The sequence below is a fragment of the Paracoccus rhizosphaerae genome (assembly GCF_026162645.1).
Taxonomy (GTDB): Bacteria; Pseudomonadota; Alphaproteobacteria; order Rhodobacterales; family Rhodobacteraceae; genus Paracoccus; species Paracoccus rhizosphaerae.
This window is the reverse complement of record NZ_JAOTBE010000001.1, coordinates 151,171-166,368: the sequence shown is the minus strand read 5'-3', so window position 1 is coordinate 166,368 and position 15,198 is coordinate 151,171. Positions and strand designations below refer to the sequence as shown.

16 protein-coding genes are annotated in these 15,198 nt (G+C 69.2%); 8 read left to right on the top strand and 8 right to left on the bottom strand.

The window, feature by feature from the left end; translation table 11 throughout:
- Positions 1-45 precede the first annotated feature (45 nt).
- Positions 46-1,701 carry an electron transfer flavoprotein-ubiquinone oxidoreductase gene (locus OC184_RS00845; RefSeq protein ID WP_265505257.1) on the bottom strand — a complete coding sequence of 552 codons (1,656 nt, stop codon included), beginning with the start codon at positions 1,699-1,701 and terminating at the stop codon, positions 46-48.
- A 246-nt stretch (positions 1,702-1,947) separates the two neighbouring features.
- Between OC184_RS00845 and greA the strand changes: the two genes are divergently transcribed.
- Positions 1,948-2,418 carry a transcription elongation factor GreA gene (gene greA / locus OC184_RS00840; protein ID WP_265505255.1) on the top strand — a complete coding sequence of 157 codons (471 nt, stop codon included), beginning with the start codon at positions 1,948-1,950 and terminating at the stop codon, positions 2,416-2,418.
- Between the two features lie 10 nt (positions 2,419-2,428).
- A complete protein-coding gene (locus OC184_RS00835; protein WP_265505254.1) occupies positions 2,429-3,349 on the top strand; it encodes a hypothetical protein in 921 nt (306 codons plus the stop codon).
- On the opposite strand, the gene OC184_RS00830 is transcribed toward OC184_RS00835, so the two are convergent.
- Positions 3,346-3,822 carry a GNAT family N-acetyltransferase gene (locus OC184_RS00830; RefSeq protein WP_265505253.1) on the bottom strand — a complete coding sequence of 159 codons (477 nt, stop codon included), beginning with the start codon at positions 3,820-3,822 and terminating at the stop codon, positions 3,346-3,348. The two genes, OC184_RS00835 and OC184_RS00830, sit on opposite strands and share 4 nt — an antisense overlap.
- A 70-nt stretch (positions 3,823-3,892) precedes the next feature.
- On the opposite strand from OC184_RS00830, the gene OC184_RS00825 reads away from it, so the two are divergent.
- Both OC184_RS00825 and OC184_RS00820 read left to right on the top strand, forming a co-directional pair.
- Entirely contained in the window at positions 3,893-4,669 is a 777-nt protein-coding gene (locus OC184_RS00825; RefSeq protein ID WP_265505252.1) for an AzlC family ABC transporter permease, read from the top strand.
- Between the two features lie 2 nt (positions 4,670-4,671).
- A complete protein-coding gene (locus tag OC184_RS00820) occupies positions 4,672-4,998 on the top strand; it encodes an AzlD domain-containing protein (protein WP_265505251.1) in 327 nt (108 codons plus the stop codon).
- On the opposite strand, the gene OC184_RS00815 is transcribed toward OC184_RS00820, so the two are convergent.
- The 4 genes from OC184_RS00815 to OC184_RS00800 are packed head-to-tail and all read right to left on the bottom strand — an operon-like array spanning position 4,986 to position 8,542.
- Positions 4,986-5,609, bottom strand: coding sequence for a hypothetical protein (locus OC184_RS00815; RefSeq protein WP_265505250.1), 624 nt, complete (start codon positions 5,607-5,609; stop codon positions 4,986-4,988). The two genes, OC184_RS00820 and OC184_RS00815, sit on opposite strands and share 13 nt — an antisense overlap.
- Positions 5,610-5,619: 10 nt before the next feature.
- On the bottom strand, positions 5,620-5,772 hold the full coding sequence (locus tag OC184_RS00810; RefSeq protein ID WP_265505249.1) for an aa3-type cytochrome c oxidase subunit IV: 153 nt from the start codon (positions 5,770-5,772) through the stop codon (positions 5,620-5,622).
- Positions 5,773-5,825: 53 nt separating this feature from the next.
- Positions 5,826-6,848, bottom strand: coding sequence for an MBL fold metallo-hydrolase (locus OC184_RS00805; RefSeq protein WP_265505247.1), 1,023 nt, complete (start codon positions 6,846-6,848; stop codon positions 5,826-5,828).
- Positions 6,845-8,542 (bottom strand): acyl-CoA dehydrogenase, encoded by a 1,698-nt coding sequence (locus OC184_RS00800; protein WP_265505246.1) that lies wholly within the window; start codon positions 8,540-8,542, stop codon positions 6,845-6,847. Before OC184_RS00800 ends, OC184_RS00805 begins: the two co-directional genes overlap by 4 nt.
- Before the next feature lie 111 nt (positions 8,543-8,653).
- Between OC184_RS00800 and OC184_RS00795 the strand changes: the two genes are divergently transcribed.
- Positions 8,654-9,601, top strand: coding sequence for an L-threonylcarbamoyladenylate synthase (locus tag OC184_RS00795; protein WP_265505245.1), 948 nt, complete (start codon positions 8,654-8,656; stop codon positions 9,599-9,601).
- A 26-nt stretch (positions 9,602-9,627) separates the two neighbouring features.
- On the opposite strand, the gene OC184_RS00790 is transcribed toward OC184_RS00795, so the two are convergent.
- Positions 9,628-11,055: a Glu/Leu/Phe/Val family dehydrogenase gene (locus OC184_RS00790; RefSeq protein ID WP_265505244.1), complete on the bottom strand. Its 1,428-nt coding sequence runs from the start codon at positions 11,053-11,055 to the stop codon at positions 9,628-9,630.
- 215 nt (positions 11,056-11,270) lie between these two features.
- Here OC184_RS00790 and OC184_RS00785 point away from each other — a divergent pair, with 215 nt between their 5' ends.
- From OC184_RS00785 to OC184_RS00775, 3 genes are read left to right on the top strand one after another with little or no spacing between them, the layout of a single operon-like run.
- Positions 11,271-11,723 carry a hypothetical protein gene (locus OC184_RS00785; RefSeq protein ID WP_265505243.1) on the top strand — a complete coding sequence of 151 codons (453 nt, stop codon included), beginning with the start codon at positions 11,271-11,273 and terminating at the stop codon, positions 11,721-11,723.
- A complete protein-coding gene (locus OC184_RS00780) occupies positions 11,720-12,013 on the top strand; it encodes an I78 family peptidase inhibitor (RefSeq protein ID WP_265505241.1) in 294 nt (97 codons plus the stop codon). The genes OC184_RS00785 and OC184_RS00780 overlap by 4 nt, the downstream gene beginning before the upstream one ends.
- 49 nt (positions 12,014-12,062) lie before the next feature.
- Entirely contained in the window at positions 12,063-12,395 is a 333-nt protein-coding gene (locus tag OC184_RS00775) for a DUF2794 domain-containing protein (RefSeq protein ID WP_378926364.1), read from the top strand.
- Positions 12,396-12,675: 280 nt separating this feature from the next.
- Here OC184_RS00775 and hrpB read toward each other — a convergent pair whose 3' ends face one another.
- Positions 12,676-15,168 carry an ATP-dependent helicase HrpB gene (gene hrpB / locus OC184_RS00770; RefSeq protein ID WP_265505239.1) on the bottom strand — a complete coding sequence of 831 codons (2,493 nt, stop codon included), beginning with the start codon at positions 15,166-15,168 and terminating at the stop codon, positions 12,676-12,678.
- Between the last annotated feature and the right edge of the window lie 30 nt (positions 15,169-15,198).

The window sequence follows — 15,198 nt, the reverse complement described above, 5'->3', positions numbered from 1 at the left end:
CGGCGGGACCGGAGCGCCGCAACGCCCCCGGTCCCGGCCGGCGCATCACATGTTCGGGTAATTCGGCCCGTCGCCCCCCTGCGGCGTGGTCCAGACGATGTTCTGGCTGGGATCCTTGATGTCGCAGGTCTTGCAGTGGACGCAGTTCTGGAAGTTGATGACGAAGCGCGGACCACCCTCGTCCTCGACCACCTCGTAGACGCCGGCGGGACAATAGCGCTGCGCAGGCTCGGCATATTCCGGCAGGTTCACGCGGATCGGCACCGAGGGGTCGCGCAGCTTCAGGTGGCAGGGCTGGCTTTCTTCGTGATTGGTAAAGGAAAAGGCCACGTTGGTCAGCCGGTCGAAGGACAGCACGCCGTCGGGCCGGGGATAGTCGATCTTCTTGTGATCCTTGGCCTTGCCGGTCGCAGCCGCGTCGGATTTGCCGTGCTTCCACGTGCCCATCGGGTTCCAGCCGGTCAGGTTCGCCACCCACATGTCGGCCGCGCCCAGCATCATGCTGGCCGTCAGGCCCATGCGCGACCAGATCGGCTTGACGTTCCTGACACGCTTGAGATCCTGGCCGATCGCGCCGCCGCGCACGGCGTCGTCATAGGCGGTCAGCCGGTCGCCCTCGCGGCCCGCCATGATGGCGGCGGCGGCGGCATCGGCGGCCTCGATCCCCGAGATCATGGCGTTGTGGTTGCCCTTGATGCGCGGCACGTTGACCATGCCGGCCGAGCAGCCCAGCAGGACGCCCCCATCGAAGGACAGCTGCGGCAGCGACTGCCAGCCGCCCTCGCTGATGGCGCGGGCGCCATAGGCGACGCGCTTGCCGCCCTCCAGCAGCTCGGCGACCATCGGGTGGTGCTTGAAGCGCTGAAACTCCATATAGGGATACAGATATGGGTTCTCGTAGTTCAGGTGGACGACGAAGCCGACCAGAACCTGATTGTTCTCCAGGTGATAGATGAAGCTGCCGCCGCCAGCGTTCTTGCCCAGAGGCCAGCCCATCGTGTGCACGACGCGGCCCTGCTGGAACTTCTCGGGGGCGACCTCCCAGATCTCTTTCATGCCGAGGCCGAACTTCTGCGCATCGGTCGCGGAGGTCAGGTTCAGGCGCTCGTTGATCTGCTTGGCAAGGCTGCCGCGCACGCCCTCGGCGATGAACACGTACTTGCCGTGCAGCTCCATCCCCGGCTCATAGCCGTCGCCGATGCTGCCGTCGGGGTTCCGCCCGAATTCGCCGGCGACCACGCCCTTGACCCGGTCGCCGTCCCAGACGACCTGGCTGGCGGCCATGCCGGGGAAGATCTCGACTCCCAGCTCCTCGGCCTGCTCGGCCATCCAGCGGCAGACATTGCCCATGCTGACGATGTAATTGCCGTGGTTCGACATCAGCGGCGGCATCGGCCAGTTCGGCATGCGCATCTGGCCGTTTTCGCCCAGCACATAGAAGTTGTCGTCGGTCACGGGCGTGTTCAGCGGCGCGCCCTTGTCCTTCCAGTCCGGGATCAGGCGGGTCAGGCCGCAGGGGTCCAGCACCGCACCCGACAGGATGTGCGCGCCGACCTCGGACCCCTTCTCCAGCACCACCACCGAAAGCTCGGGATCGATCTGCTTCAGCCGGATCGCCGCCGACAGGCCCGCAGGCCCCGCCCCCACGATCACGACGTCGTATTCCATGGATTCGCGTTCGATCCCCGCCGCCTCTGTCATGTGCTGGCATCCTCCCTTGGCGTTCTGGCTGGACAGGATTTAGCGCGGTGCGCGCACAGGGGCAATGACAACGCGGCAATGCGCCACGCTTAAACTTGCCGCCCTCGGCAAGCGGTCTTGCAAACGGCGAGAAATTCGGGTCACGATGACCCGGACACACGTCAAACGCCCCTGCCATCCTTGCATGGCAGGGGCGTTGACTTAGCATCCGCAGGACAACCGCATCCCACGAAGGACAGGGCAGCGATGGAAAAGATACCGATGACCCCGACCGGCTTTCAGTCGCTCGAGCGCGAACTGGGCGAGCTGAAATCCAAGGAACGTCCCGCCATCATCCGCGCCATCGCCGAGGCGCGCGAGCATGGCGACCTGTCCGAGAACGCCGAATACCACGCCGCCCGCGAAAAGCAGGGCTTCATCGAGGGCCGCATCAAGGAGCTTGAGGGACTATTGTCGCGCGCCGAGGTGATCGACCCCGCCAGGCTGTCGGGCAGCATCAAGTTCGGCGCCACCGTCAAGCTGATCGACGAGGACACCGAGGAAGAGCGCACCTATCAGATCGTGGGCGAGGCCGAGGCCGACATCGAGCACGGGCTTCTGAACATCCGCTCGCCGCTGGCCCGTGCGCTGATCGGCAAGGACGAAGGCGACAGCGTCGACGTCACCACCCCCGGCGGTCTTCGCAGCTACGAGATCGTCGAGATCCGCTACGGTTGAGGATATGTCGTTGATCGCCCGCATCGCCAGCCTGTCGCATCGCGACCGTATCACGACGGTCGGCCTGACCATCACCGGCATCTGGCTGTTCCTTGTCGCGCTGTTCTGGCTGCTGTCTCCGGGTGATCCCGACAGCGGCGGCGGCGTCGGCTTCCTCGTGTCGGTGGCGGGCATCGTGCTGCCCATCGCGCTGGTCTGGCTGGGCGTCGCGCAGGCGCGCGAACTGGCCGTCCTGCGGGCCGAGACCGACGACCTGCGCCACCACCTGTCGCAGATGCGCACGCCCTGCCCGGACGAGGACATATCCGAGAGTGTGCGGATGGATATGCCCGAAGGGGTGCGCATGTCCGCCCCCGAACCGCAGCCCGCCCGCCCCGCGCCAGTCGCGCGGCCGCGGCCACCGGCCCCGACGCGGGCCGCTGCCCCGGCGCCGGCACAGCCAGACCCTGCCGAACAGGCCGAGGTCGATCCCGCGACCCTGATCCGCGCGCTGAACTTCCCCGACGGCCCCGACGACGCCGAGGCCATCGAGGCCCTGCGCCAGGCGCTGCGCGACAAGGCCAATTCCAAGGTGCTGCGGGCGGCGCAGGACGTGGTGACGCTGCTGGCCGGGCGCGACGTCTATATGGACGACCTGCCGCCCGAACCCACGCGGCCCGAGACCTGGCGCCGCTATGCCGAGGGCGGGCGCGGCAGCGCTGTCGCGGCGCTTGGCGGCATCCGCCAGCCCGATGCGCTGGAGATCGCCGCCGCGATGATGCGCGACGACGAGATCTTCCGCGATACCGCCCACCATTTCCTGCGCCATGTCGATGGCCTTCTGGCCCGTCTGGTGCCAAAGCTGGACGACCTGCAGATCGCGGTCTTGGCCGACAGCCGCACCGCCCGCGCCTTCATGCTGCTGGGCCGCGTGTCGGGCGTCTTCGGCTAGGCCGCCAGCCGCAGCACATGGACCTGCCCCCACCAGGGCAGGCCATAGCGGCCGCGGGCTTCCTCGGCGAAACCCAGCCTGTCATAGAAGGCCAGCGCCCCACGGTTGCGCGCCCGGACCTCGGCCCGCAGGCCGGGGTGACGCCGCAGGCGCGCCCGCCGCAGCGCCTCGGCCACCAGCGCCCGTCCCGTCCCCTGCCCCGGATCGGACACCGCAAGCCCGTCGATGACCAGATCGCCGGTCGGCGGCGCCGGGCGGAAGAGCCAGGGCGGCGCAGGCAATGCCGCTGCCGGCGCCCCGCCGGACGCGTCGCGCAACCCCATGACGCCCAGAACCTGCCCCGACGGCCCCACCGCCACGATCCCGTGCAACGGCCGCAGATGCCGGGGCCAGGCCATAAGCCCGAAATGCGCCCGCCACAGGGCGGTCGCCCGTGGCAGCGCCTCGTCCGGGATCGGGTGCAGGATCTGCATGGGACGGCCTTGTCATGGTTTGCGTGTCGTGCAAGCAAGGTGGCGCGAACCGCGAACGGACGAAAGCACCATGTCATCCCCGCCCCCGTCACAGGCCGCCGCCCGGCAGTCAGCCGCCGACGACGCCTCGACCCGCGCATTGGCGCGCAGCCCGCGCGCGGCCTTCCGTCACGGCGTGGTCCAGTCGCTGCCCTTCATGGTCGTGATCGTGCCATTCGCGCTGCTGTTCGGGGTCGTTGCGACCGAGGCCGGGTTGGACATTGCCCAGGTCATGGGATTTTCGGTGCTGGTCCTGGCCGGCGCGTCGCAGTTCACGGCTGTCCAGCTGCTCAGCGACAATGCGCCGGTGATCATCGTGATCCTGTCGGCGCTGGCGGTGAACCTGCGGATGGCGATGTATTCGGCCTCGTTGCTGCCATGGCTGCGGCATGCGACGCCGGGACAGAAGGCCTGGGTCGCCTATGCCCTGGTCGATCAGAGCTATGCGTTGTCCATCCAGCATTACGAACGCCACCCGAAGCTGTCGGTCACGCAGCGGCTGGCCTATTTCGCGGGAGCGGCGGCGGTGGTCTGCGTGCCCTGGATGATCTCCACCTGGGCGGGCGCAACGGTCGGACAGGCGATCCCGGACGACATAGCGCTGGATTTCGCAATGCCGATCACCTTCCTGGCGATGATCGCGCCCATGCTGCGGACGCCTGCGCATCTGGTCGCCTGCTTTGTGGCCATCGTGGCGGCGCTGCTTCTGGCGAGGTTGCCATCGGGGCTGGGACTGCTGATCGCGGCGCCCCTGGGCATGGGCGCGGGCGCCTTGGTCGAGGTCAGGGCCGAGCAGAGGGCAAGCTGAGCATGCAGATATCGGATGCGACGATCTGGGTCATCATCCTGGTGCTGGGCGCGGGAACGTATCTGATCCGCTGGTCGTTCCTTGGCGCGCTCGGCGACCGTCAGATGCCCGGCTGGTTCATGCGGATGCTGCGCTATACGCCGGTGGCCGTGCTGCCTGCGCTGGTCGCGCCGCTGGTCGTCTGGCCCGCCGCGACCGGGGGCGCGCCCGATCCGGCGCGCATGGCCGCCGCCGCCGTCACCGTGGCCATGGGCGTGCTGACCCGCAACGTGACGCTGGCCATCCTGGCCGGGGGCGTCACGCTGGCGGGCCTGCTTTACATGTTGTAGCCGACGATCTGCCCGTTCTTCTGGCGCAGAAGCACGTCGTGGTTGTTGGCCGGGTCGCCGTCCTGATGACGCTTCGAGATCACGTTCGGCTGCGCCAGGAACCAGCGGCGCAGGCGCAGCGGCGAAAAGCCGCGCGGCACGGTCTCGAACCCCGGAACCCCCGACAGGACCTTGCTGGATTCGACGGCGCAGAAGCTTTTTCCTCCGGGGCCGTTCTGTTCCGCCCGGCGGATCGCCAGGTCTGCGATCTCCAGCGGCACGGGGATCGTGTCCTCGGCCACCCAATAGGTCTTGCGGGCGTGGTAGTCGATGTAGAAGTTCTTGAAGTTGTCGGTGATCCCGTAAAGCACGTCGTTGCGTTCTGGGATGTTCGGGTGCTGCCAGCTGCCTGCCGGGTCATAGATGACCCGCTGGCTGCCGTTGATCATCAGCCCGGAATGTCCGCCCTCGCCGCGCGGGATGCCGATCACCGTGAACAGCGTGATCGATGGCGGCTCGTCAGACACGAAGCGGGCGGCGCGCAGCCGTTCGTCGCTGGCCCAGATCTTCTGGCCGCCGCAGGCCCCCAAGACAGCCGGCGCGGCCGCAGCAAGGAAAACGCGTCTCTTCATGACCGGCCGATCAGGCGTTCGTCAAGGCAAGGAAGATCAGCACGACCAGCGACAGGATGATCACCCACTGGGTCATGCGCAGGAAGCCCGCGAAGGTCTTGCGATGCTCGGTCAGGTCCATCGTCCCCGGAGTGGCTTCGGTTTTCTCGTGCTGGTTGGCCATGGCTGCCCTCTTGGAATGGTTTGCCTGTGCGATAGCCGAAAGCGCCGCGCCTGTCACGCCCCCCACAGCACCGCGCCATCCGTTTCGCCCACGGGCCGGATCACGCCAGCGCGATGCAGATGGTTCACATGGGCCACGGCCTCGACCATGGCCAGCCCGAATTCGCTGTCGCCGATGCGGCGCTTGAAGAGGACATCGAAGCAGCCGACCGCGGTGCGCGGTCCCGCCGTCAGCGCGTCCGTCAGGCGCGACAGCGCGGTCAGGTGGTTCTGGATCAGCTGAGACAGGCGGAAGGGCAGCCCGGTGAAGGGCAGCTTGTGCCCCGGCAGGACCAGTTGGTCGTCCCGCGCCTGCCCCAGAAGGCGGGTGCAGCTTTCCAGCCACTCGCCCACCGGATCGGCCAGGGGCTCGGTCGGATAGACGCCGAGATTCGGCGAGATCGAGGGCAGAAGCTGGTCGCCGCCGATCACCAGGTTGTCGTCCAGCGACCAGAAGGTCGCGTGGCAGGGCGCGTGCCCGTGACCCATCGCCACGCGCCAGCGGCGGCGACCGAAGGCCACGGTATCTCCCTCGCTCAGCCGGGTGAAGCCGGGCGGCAGCGGGTGGACGACGTCGTTGAAGTTGAACGGACGTTCGGCCTGGCGGCGGGCCAGCAGGTCGGCGGGCATCCCGGCACGGCGCCAGAAGTCCAGCGCCTGAGGGGTGGCGGCGTCCTGCACGTCCAGGACCAGCATCCGCGCCATCAGCCAGGCGGTGCGGCTGATCATCAGCTCGGCCCCGTCGCGGTCCATGAACCAGCCGGCCAGGCCGATATGGTCGGGGTGGTGATGCGTGCCGATCACGCGCCGGATGGGACGGCCCTGAAGCGGTCCGTCCCGCAGCCCGTCCCAGATCGCGCGCCCGCGCCGGCTGTCGAAACCGGTGTCGACGACGGTCCAGCCGTCGTCATCCTCCAGCGCATAGACGTTGACGTGGTCCAGCGCCATGGGCAGCGGCAGCCGCATCCACAGCACGCCTGGTGCGATGGTCATCGCCTCGCCCTCGGCGGGCGGCGCGGGATGCGGGGTGCGGATCATGCCGCCTGATCGCCCGCCAGCGCCGCATCGTCAAGCGCCAGAAGGTCGGCCACGCCGGCCTGAACCTCGGCCAGATCACCGGCATAGCGGGGCAGGACGCGGGCCATGAAGGTGCGCGCCAGCGCCTGATGCGCCTTGCCGCCCGCCAGCGCCGCCCGCAGGTGGTAGTGCCCGCCCAGCACCCGCGCAAAGGCGTTGAGGAAGGGCACCGCGCCGGCGAAGCGATCAGGCATGTCCCGGTCCAGCAGGGCCTGCGTCGCCTCGCGCAGCGTCTCGGCCGCCTGCCACAGCTGGTGCGCCAGGTCCGGATGCGCCGACTGCGCAGCCTTGGCCCCGTCGGTCACTTCGTCCACCAGGCGCATGGCGGCGTCGCCGCCGTCGGCCAGCTTGCGCCCGACCAGATCCATCGCCTGGATGCCGTTGGTGCCTTCATAGATCGAGGTGATGCGCACATCCCGCAGGTACTGCGCGGCGCCCGTCTCCTCGACATAGCCCATGCCGCCGTGCACCTGCACGCCCATGTCGGCCACGCGGATGCCGACATCGGTGCCATAGGCCTTGGCGATGGGCGTGAGGAACGCGGCGCGGGCGGCATGGTCGGACTCGCTGGTCGCGCGGGCCATGTCGATGGCTGTCGCGCATGCCAGCCCGATGGCACGGGCCGCAAAGACCTCGGCACGGCCGGTGGCCAGCATGCGGCGCACGTCGGGATGACCGATAATTGCGCCGCCCTGGTCGCGGTCGATGGCATAGGCCACGGCCTTCTGCAGCGCCGCCTCGGCCACGCCCACGCCCTGCATGCCGACGCCAAGGCGGGCGACGTTCATCATCGTGAACATCGCGGCCATGCCCTTGTGCTCTTCTCCGACCAGCCAGCCGGTGGCGCCTTCGTAAGACATCACGCAGGTCGGGCTGCCGTGGATGCCCAGCTTCTCCTCCAGGCTGACGACCTTGAGGCTGTTGAAGACGCCCGGTTCGCCCCGGTCGTCGGGGATCAGCTTTGGCACCATGAACAGGCTGATGCCGCGCGTGCCCTTCGCAGCCCCAGGCAGCCGCGCCAGCACCAGGTGGCAGGTATTGGCAGTCACGTCGCTGTCGCCCCAGGTGATATAGATCTTCTGCCCCGTGATCCGGTAGGTGCCGTCTCCTGCCGGTTCCGCCCGCGTCGTCAGCGCACCCACATCGCTGCCCGCACCCGGTTCGGTCAGGTTCATGGTCCCCGACCATTCGCCGCCGATCAGCTTGGGCAGATAGAGCGACTTCAGCTCGTCGCTGGCGTGATGCTCCAGCGCCTCGATCTGCCCCTGCGTCAGCAGCGGGTTCAGCTGCAACGACAGGCAGGCGCCCGACATCATCTCGGCCACGGCCATGTTCAGCGCCTGCGGCAGGCCCATGCCGCCGTATTCGGGATCGGCCGACACGCCGACCCAGCCGCCCTCGGCGATCGCCCTGAATCCATCGGCGAAGCCCGGAGAGGCCCGCACCACGCCGTTCTCCAGCCGCGCCGGATGTTCGTCGCCGGCCCGGTTTAGCGGCGCCAGCATGTTCTGGGCCAGCTTGCCGGCCTCAGACAGGATGGCGGTTGCCGTCTCTGCCGTGGCTTCGGCAAAGCGCTCCGTGCGGGCAAGCTCGCCAAAGGGCACGACGTGGGACAGGATGAAGTCGATCTGCTCGACCGGGGCCTTGTAGCTCATCGGGTTCTCCTCCTGGCGCCTTGGCATCGGGCGCCTGCGCAACTATGAACGACGGTCAGGCGGCATCTTGGGCCGCGACCCATTCAGGCTCAACCGGAACCCCGCGTCACGATGCAGACCCTGCGACTGTCAGCCGATGCCACTGGCCTGGCCCGCGCCGCTGACCTGCTGGCGCAGGGCCAATGCGTCGCAATTCCGACCGAGACGGTCTATGGCCTTGCCGCCGATGCCCGCAACGCAGAGGCGGTGGCCCGCATTTATCAGGCCAAGGGGCGGCCCAGCTTTAACCCGCTGATCGTGCATGTCGCCGACATTGCCGCGGCCGAGGCGCTGGCCGATCTTGATCCGCAGGCGCGGCTACTGGCCGAACGCTTCTGGCCGGGGGCGCTGACGCTGGTCCTGCCGCTGCGGGCGGACAGCCGCATTGCGTCGCTGGTGACGGCGGGGCTGCCCACCATCGGCCTGCGCGTTCCCGCCCATCCGGCGGCTCAGGCGCTGCTGCGGGCCAGCGGTGCGCCGCTTGCGGCGCCCTCGGCCAATGCGTCGGGTCGGATCAGCCCGACCAGCGCCGATCACGTCCTCGACCCGCAGGGCGGGCTCGACGGTCGCATCGCCGCGGTGCTGGACGCGGGTCCCTGCCCGGTCGGCGTCGAATCGACCATCATCGGCTGGCCAGACGGCCGCGCGACGCTGCTCCGCCCCGGAGGCATCGCCGCCGAAGAAATCGAGGCCGCCCTCGGCCAGCCCCTCGCCGCGCATCACGGCGATCCCTCGGCGCCAAGCGCGCCGGGGCAGCTGACCAGCCATTACGCGCCGAACGCACCGCTGCGGCTGAACGCGTCGCCCCGGCCGGGAGAGACGCATCTGGGTTTCGGCCAGCCCGGACCGTTCAGCCTGTCAGACAGCGGCGACCTGACGCAGGCGGCGGCGCGGCTTTTCGACCTTCTGCGCCGCGCCGATGAGTTCGGGCGCCCGATCTCGGTCGCGCCGATCCCCGACCACGGCCTCGGCGCGGCGATCAACGACCGCCTGCGCCGCGCCGCCGCGCCGCGGGACTGACGCCCCGCCGCGCGTCCCGCAGGTCCTTACAGCCCCAGCGAGTGATAGACGTTCGAGATCCGCCGGATCGCCACGACATAGGCGGCGGTGCGCATGTCCCCGACCTTCGGATTGCTCATCCACACCTCCTTCATCTTCTTGAAGGATTCGCGCATCGTGTCGTCCAGGCCCGACCGGACCAGGTCCAGCTCGTCGGCGCCGTGCAGGAACGCCTCCTTGAAGCCGTGGGCCAGTTCAAAGTTCGTGCCGGTATCGGCCGAAATCCTCTCCAGCTCCTCGACCAGCATCCGCGCGCGGGCCTCCTCGTGGCGACGCTCCAGCCGGCCCAGGCTGATCTGCGACAGGTTCTTGACCCATTCGAAGTAGGACACGGTCACGCCGCCGGCGTTGGCATACATGTCGGGGATGATGACGATGCCCTTGCGGCGCAGGATCTCGTCGGCGTCGGCGGTGACAGGACCGTTCGCAGCCTCGATGATCAGCTTGCAGTTGATCCGCTCGGCGTTGCCGGCATGGATCACGCTTTCAACCGCGGCGGGAACCAGGATGTCGCACTCATCCTCCAGCGCCGCCAGACCGTTTTCGCGATAGTCGCCGCCGACAAAGCCCTTGATGCCGCCCGTGGCGCGGATATGGCCGCGCAACGCGTCGATGTTGATGCCCTGCGGGTTCACGATGGCGCCGTCACGCTCGATCACGCAGGTGACCAGCGCCTTGTCCTCGACCGACAGGAACTGGGCGGCGTGGTAGCCCACGTTCCCCAGGCCCTGCACGATGACCCGCTTGCCGGCCAGCGTGCCGGCCAGGCCCGCCTTCTTCATCACGTCGTCGTGGCGGAAGAACTCCCGCAGGGCATATTGTACGCCCCGTCCGGTCGCCTCGACCCGTCCGTCGATGCCGCCGGCATGGCGGGGCTTGCCGGTCACGCAGGCCTTGGCGTTGATGTCGTCGGGATGCAGCCGCTTGTAGGCGTCGGCCATCCAAGCCATCTCGCGCTCGCCCGTACCCATGTCGGGGGCGGGCACGTTCTGGCTGGGCGAGATCAGGTTCCGGCGCGACAGCTCGTAGGTGAAACGGCGGGTGATCCGCTCCAGCTCGTCCTCGTTCCAGGCGCGGGGGTCGATCCGCAGCCCGCCCTTCGACCCGCCGAACGGCACCTCGACCAGCGCGCATTTATAGGTCATCAGCGCGGCCAGCGCCTCGACCTCGTCTTGGTTCACGTCCAGCGAATATCGGATGCCGCCCTTCACGGGCTCCATATGTTCGGAATGAACGGAACGATAGCCGGTGAAGGTGTGGATCTGCCCGCGCAGGCGGACGCCGAAGCGGACGGTATAGGTCGAGTTGCAGACCCGGATCTTCTCCTCCAGCCCCGGCGCAAGCTCCATCAGCCCGGCGGCGTGGGTGAACATGCGCTCGACTGATTCGCGGAACGAGGTGGTATTGACTGACATGGCTGCTACTCCTCCTGATGTCATCGCAGGCCGTTGCTAGGCCGAGGCTAGGGCAAAGCGGAACCCGCCGCCACCACCGATGACGCCGGGCAGGCACTGTGGCATTCCTGCGATGATCGAAACGTGATGCGGGCGGCGACTTCTCAAGGCGGGTGGCTGCTTCTATGGTGAGGCAAGAACAAGGTCCGGGACAGGACCGGCAGAGGTGACGGGCAATGGGCTGCAAGGCATTGATTTCACGCGCCGCCATGGTGGCGGTTATCGGCGCGGTCGCGGGCTGCGCCTCATCCGGCTATCGCATGCCTCCGCCGGGCGCGGCGCCCTATGCGGCACCTGCTGCCCCCTATGCTCCGGCCCCCTACCCCGCGCCGGCCTATGCCCCCGCTCCGGCGCTGCCCGCTGCAGTTGCGACCATTCCCGTCGCCGCCCCGGCGCCCGCCCCGGTTGACGGAATCAGCGGCCTGACCGAGCGTGAGCCCGACCTCTGCGGCGCGCGCACGCATTCGGCGGCGGTGGGCCAACCCTCCAGCGCCATCGCCGGACTGGGCCTGACCAAGACTTATCGCGTCGTCGAATACCGCGGCATCGAGCCGCAGGACTACGACCCTAACCGGATCGTCTTCCGCCTCGACGCGGCGGGCATCATCACCAAGGTGGATTGCGGATGAAACATATGCGCCAGACAGCCCTTCTTCTGACCCTTTCAGCCGGCCTCCTTGCCGCCTGCGAACCCGTTCCGGTCCAGCCCGAACCCCCGGTCGAGGCCCCCGACCAGTGCGGCGCCGAAGGCTATCAGGGGCTGATCGGCCAGCCCCGCGACGTGCTGGAGCGGATGAACTTCCCGCTGAACACCCGCGTCATCGGCCCCGAGGACATGGTCACTGCCGATTTCCGGCCCGAGCGGCTGAACATCGAATATGCGCCGAACGGCCGCATCTCGAAGGTCAGCTGCTACTGATCCGTTCGGCATTGATTTGCGGCGGGCGGGGTGTCACCATCCCATCATGATGAATGCAAGCCCGCCGCTCCAGGCCGATCCCGACCGCGTCGTCTTCGACCGAAAAGAGCTTGGGCTGATCCTGTCGACCTATGGCCGTTTCGTCGCCGCCGGCGAATGGCGCGATTATGGCATGTCGTTCCTGCGCGACGTGGCGATCTTCAGCGTCTTCCGCCGCGCCGCCGAACATCCGCTCTACCGGATCGAAAAGCGCCCGCGCCTACGTGCCGCCCAGGGCGCCTATGCCGTGATCGGCATGGACGGCCGCGTCCTCAAGCGCGGCCACGACCTTGCGCAGGTGCTGCGGGTGCTGGACAGGAAGCTGATCCGCGCCATCGACTAGGCGCTGTCAGAGCTGCCTTCGGTCGGCTCCGCTTCTTGCAGAGGTGCCACGCGACAGGTTCCTGCAGCCTGCAGAAGACGCCGGCGACAAGGCGGCGCGACTGACGGATGCCCGGATTGATGTTCAGCTTGGGGCGCCTGAACCGCTTCGAGACGAGGTTCCGGCCGATCCACCTCGGCCATGAGCGCACCGCGCTGAGGCCGATGCCGCCAGTCTGCATGGCCACATCGACGCCGCTCCTCCGGCATCAGGTGCGCCGCTGCCTGCGGATCGCAAGACCTCAGGTACCGCGCGGCTTGGCGCGCAGCGTCGGATCGGCGGCCGTGGGATCCTCGGGCCAGGGATGGCGGGGGTACCGCCCGCGCATGTCCTTCCTGACATCGGCATAAGAACTTGCCCAGAAGCCGGGAAGATCCATCGTCACCTGCACGGGGCGCTGCCCCGGCGACAGCAGCGTGATGCGCAGCGGCCTGCCACCCACGACCGGATGCCGCGTCACACCGAACAGTTCCTGCAGGCGCAGCTCGATCGACGGCTCGTCGCCGTCATAGTCGATGGCCACCCGCCGCCCCAGCGGGGTCTCGAAATGGGCCGGCACCTCCCGATCCAGCCGCTGCTGGCCGTCCCAGCCAAGCCGCGCCTTCAACGGCTCTGACAGGTCCAGCGCCCGCAGGTCCTGCAACGTCCTTGCGCGGACCAGCCATGGCAGCAGCCAATCGCCATCCGCCAGCAGGCTGGCATCGTCCACCGGCGCCACCTCAGCGCCCGTGGCGTGCAGCAACGCGATCCGCGCCCGCAGCCTTGCCGCAGCAGCGCTCCAACGCAGCCCGTCCTGCCGCAACCCCTGCAGCGCGGCCTCGGCAATCGCCGTCGGCGGAACGTCGGACCAGGGCCGCTCCGACAGGACCAGCGCCCCGAGCCTCTCCTGCACGCGCGCCAGCACGCGACCCTCTCGGCGGGACCACTCGCAAAGCTCGACTAACGCGATGCGGTCGCCATGCATCGCCCGCAAGTCCGCCTCGTCCAGGGGCGCGGCCAGCCTGATCCTGGCCTCACGCTGATCGCCGTCCAGGTCCAGCGCGACGATCAGCCGTTGGCCGGCCAGCGCATCGTCATTGTCGATGACGGCACCCTTGCCACCGGACAGGACGAACCGCGCATCACTGCCAGGGCGCCGCAGCCCGATGCGGTCCGGATAGGCCAGTGAGGCCATCGCTCCAGCCGACAGCCGCGCCTCGGCCGCGGGCTCGGGGCGCCGCAGGGGGGGTGCGGGGGGGACCTCGTCCCCCCCGCCGTCGCGGGACGCAATCACCCGGCCAAGGCGCTTGACCTCGCTGCGGATGCGCTCCACCGCCGCCCGGTTCGGCTCCTGGCCGATCCGGGCGAAGGCCCCGCGCGGATCGCGGATCGCCTCCAGCCTCGGGTGAAGATCCACGCCGATGCCGCGCAACGGGTCACGCTCCGACAGTAGCGCCGCCAGTTCGGCCGCCTGCGGCCCTGCACGAACAAGCATGTGCGCCAGCCGCGGATGCAGCGGCAGGCGCGCCATCGCCCGACCGTGGTCGGTGATCCGGCCGTCGCGGTCCAACGCCTCGAGCGATGCCAGCAAGGCCCGCGCCTCGGCCATCCCCGCTTCGGGCGGCGGCGTCAGGAAGGCCAGATCGTCCGGCGCCGCCCCCCAGGCCGCCAGCTCCAGTGCAAGGCCCGAGAGGTCGGCCACGGCGATTTCCGGCGGAGCGAAGTCCGGCAGCGCCCCCTCCTCGGCCCGCGCCCACATGCGATAGCAGATCCCCGGCGCGACCCGCCCGGCGCGGCCACGGCGCTGGTCAGCCTCGGCGCGGCTGACGCGCTCGGTCACCAGTCGCGACATGCCGCTGCCCGCATCGAAACGTGCCCGGCGCGCCCGGCCCGCATCGACCACGACCCGCACCTTGGGGATGGTCAGCGAGGTCTCGGCGATGGCCGTCGCCAGGACGATCCGCCGCACCTGTCCCGGCGGGGCCAGCGCCGCCCTCTGGGCCGCCGCCGGCAGCGCGCCGAACAGCGGCAGCGCCTCGCAGCCGGATGCGCCCAAGGCAGCCGCCATCCGGCGAATCTCTCCCTCGCCCGGCAGGAACGCCAGGATCGTGCCGCCCAGGCCGCGCGTTTCCCCCTCGGCCCGCAGGATCAGCCGCGTGGCCTCCTCGGCCAGCCGTAGACCCGGGGGCATCGGACGCTCCAGCCATCGCGTCTCGACCGGAAAAGCCCGCCCTTCCGACACTACTACGGGCGCATCGTCCAGAAGGGCTGCCACCGGCCCCGCATCCAGCGTCGCCGACATCACCACGACGGCCAGATCCTCGCGCAGCGCCCCACGCGCCTCCCAGACCAGCGCAAGGCCCAGGTCGGCGTTCAGGCTGCGCTCGTGGAACTCGTCGAAGATCACGCAGCCGACGCCCGCCAGCGCGGGATCGGACTGGATCATCCGCGTGAGGATGCCCTCGGTCACCACCTCGATTCGCGATCCGCGCACCGACTCGCCCCGCATCCGATAGCCGACGCGCCCGCCCACGGCTTCGCCCAGGCTCTCGGCCAACCGCTCGGCGGCGGCGCGCGCGGCCAGGCGCCGCGGCTCGAGCATAACGATCCGGCCGTCGATCTGCTCCATCAGCGCCAGCGGCACCCGCGTCGTCTTGCCCGCGCCCGGCGGCGCGACCAGCACCGCCCGCCCGTGACGGGCGACGGCGTCGCGAAGGGCAGGCAGGACATCGTCGATCGGCAGCGCATGTGACATGCGACCGCTGATACCGCCTGGCGGACTGAC